This is a genomic window from Kocuria sp. 2SI (genome assembly GCF_005502825.1).
Taxonomy (GTDB): domain Bacteria; phylum Actinomycetota; class Actinomycetes; order Actinomycetales; family Micrococcaceae; genus Kocuria; species Kocuria palustris.
In genome coordinates this window covers 1-2,465 of the sequence record NZ_SCNB01000047.1, presented here as the reverse complement: position 1 = coordinate 2,465, position 2,465 = coordinate 1, and the positions used below count along the sequence as shown (strand labels likewise).

Sequence of the window (2,465 nt, the reverse complement as noted above, 5' to 3'; positions counted from 1 at the left end):
ACTGCGCGATCGGCAACATCGCTCCGAACGCCTACGAAGCCGCCGCCTCCGCTACACTCCCGGAAGCGGCATAACCGAAATGACACCGTGTCCAAGATTCAGGGTCAAGGCCCCAGGCCTGGCACGGGCGCCTTCCCCACGGCGGTGACATGCCTTGGGACGAGGCAGCATCACGCGTGACCACGACTACAGCTCTGGTGGCAGACACGTCTGCTGCACCCACCGCCCAGGAATCGCCGTATCGAGCCCGATTCCGACAGGGAGGAATCCTTGTGCCGCGTATGGCACTGCTGGTCACTCCAAACCGGCACACCGGCCCCTTCGGTACGGGCGCCGGGCGAGTGGCCGTTGAATCCTTGCGGGTTGCCCAGGAGAAAGAGCCCTATAAGTCGATGCCGTCCCTGAGCGGCACCGTGGAGAGCAACTTCGTCCGCGAGGTGCACCTCGGGGAGACCGTTGCCCCCTACCGCGCGCTCACCGCGCGCACTGGTGTACTCCCTCTGGCCGACGACCACATTCTCACCCCCGATGAGGTCGATGACCATGACGGCCTGAGCCGCTGGTGGGCCGATGTCGAGAGCGCCTGGGAGGAAGGCCGCAAGCCCTCCGAGACCAAACCCCTCCTCGAGCGCTTCGACTACCACCAGCAGATCTCCCGCCAGCTTCCCCTTGCACCTCACCGAGTGGTGTACAGCAAGGCTGGGACGGCTCTCGCCGCGGCCCGTCTCGAGAACAGCGAGGCGGTCATCGATCACAACCTCTACTGGACCGCAACGGACAGCCCGGAAGAGGGCCGCTACCTCGTCGCCATACTAAATAGTGCGACTCTTCTACGGCGGGTCCAACCTCTCCAGACCAAGGGCCTACTCGGACCACGTCACTTCGATAAGTACGTCTTCCACATCCCCTTCTCTACCTACGACCCGGCAAACAACAAACACGGAAAATTGGTAGACCTCGCCACTCAAGCCGAAGACCTCGCCGCGGGCCTCGATCTTGAGGGGATCAACTCGACAAAGGCGCGAGCCAAGATTCGCGCGGCTTTGACCGCTGCTGGGTTGACCGAGCAGATCGAAGCTGCCGCCGAGGAAATCCTGCCCCGGATCACTCCATGAGTGCTGCGACGCCCCGGTCCTGAAGCATCCTCTTTTCCGGGAGCGATGAGCGCCGCGGATAGTCATGGGACTACCCGGGGGTGACTCCTCATCGGATCGTCGGCGAAGTCGTCGCCATTTGGTGAGCATGGCGTTGCGCAGGGCAACTGGAGTCGAACGGGATCACCACGCGAGCGTAGGCTGCCGGCGGTTGCCCGACGACGACCGTGAATTCCAGGCAGTTCAGCCTTCAGACCTCCGTCATGTTGGCTCGTGACTGCGACCGGATACTGCTGATCGCGCAGGGGATCCTAGCTGTTGTGGGGCATGAGGTTCTTGTCACCAATGAAGCGCCCTGACCTCGGAACGAAGCCCAGGGCGCTTCAGAGTAAACTAGGGCATGTCTCCTTTATCGGCGTAGCCATGTCAGGATCGCGCTGATCACGACCGCCGCCCGATAGGTGATCGCGAGCTTGTCGTAGCGCGTTGCTAATCCTCGCCACTGTTTGACGTAGGCAAACGAGCGTTCCACGACGTTGCGGTTCCGATAGGCACCAGCATCGAACGTCGGCGGCCGTCCACCCTTACTCCCGCGTCTCTTTCGGCTCGCGACCTGGTCCTTCTTCTCCGGGATCACTGCCCGAATGCCTCGCGATCGCAGGTACTCGCGATTCGCCCTGGACCCATAAGCACGATCAGCGAGAACGGTATCCGGACGAGTGCGAGAGCGACCGCCACCAGCCCGCGGCACTCGAATATCGGCAAGGACCTGCGGCAGGATCACCCCGTCGTGGCGCTGTCCACCGGTGACCACCACTGCCAGGGGGCGGCCATTGCCGTCGACGGCATGATGGATCTTCGTCGTCAGCCCACCGCGCGAGCGACCGATGCCATGCCCGGTCGGCTCACACTCCTGATCGGGCAGATTCTTGTAATTCGACGTAGCCCCTGTGTCTTGGTCAGGGCGCGTCGTGTTCGGTGCATGCTGGTGGCCACGATTGATGGTGCCATCCACGGAGACGTTCCAGTCGATATCACCGGCAGCATCAGCATCAGAAAGTACGTGGGCCAGCACCCGGTCCCAGGTGCCATCGGCGGCGTAGCGGCGGTGACGTTTCCATACCGTCTGCCAAGGCCCGAAGTGCTCACGGGGCAGATCGCGCCAGGCGATGCCGACACGGTAGCGGTAGACGATTCCCTCGACGATTCGACGGTTGTTTTCAAACGGTCGGGCTCTTTTGCCGGCATTCGAAGGTAGGAGAGGTTCAATCTTCTCCCACTGCTCATCAGTGAATACTCGGTGTCGTTGCTTCGTAGTCACAACACCACCGTGTCAGTGCTGGAATGGTCAATAAAGGAGACACGCCCTAG

2 protein-coding genes are annotated in these 2,465 nt (G+C 62.2%); one reads left to right on the top strand and one right to left on the bottom strand.

Annotation, left to right across the window (positions count from 1 at the left end; genetic code table 11):
• Positions 1-281 precede the first annotated feature (281 nt).
• On the top strand, positions 282-1,115 hold the full coding sequence (locus tag FFS25_RS13245; protein WP_137803241.1) for a hypothetical protein: 834 nt from the start codon (positions 282-284) through the stop codon (positions 1,113-1,115).
• 388 nt (positions 1,116-1,503) lie between these two features.
• Here FFS25_RS13245 and FFS25_RS13240 read toward each other — a convergent pair whose 3' ends face one another.
• A complete protein-coding gene (locus tag FFS25_RS13240; protein WP_137803240.1) occupies positions 1,504-2,415 on the bottom strand; it encodes an IS5 family transposase in 912 nt (303 codons plus the stop codon).
• Positions 2,416-2,465 lie beyond the last annotated feature (50 nt).

Coding starts and splice junctions, on each gene's coding strand:
- FFS25_RS13245 (WP_137803241.1), top strand. CDS start 282: ATGGCACTGCTGGTCACTCCAAACCGGCACACCGGCCCCTTCGGTACG.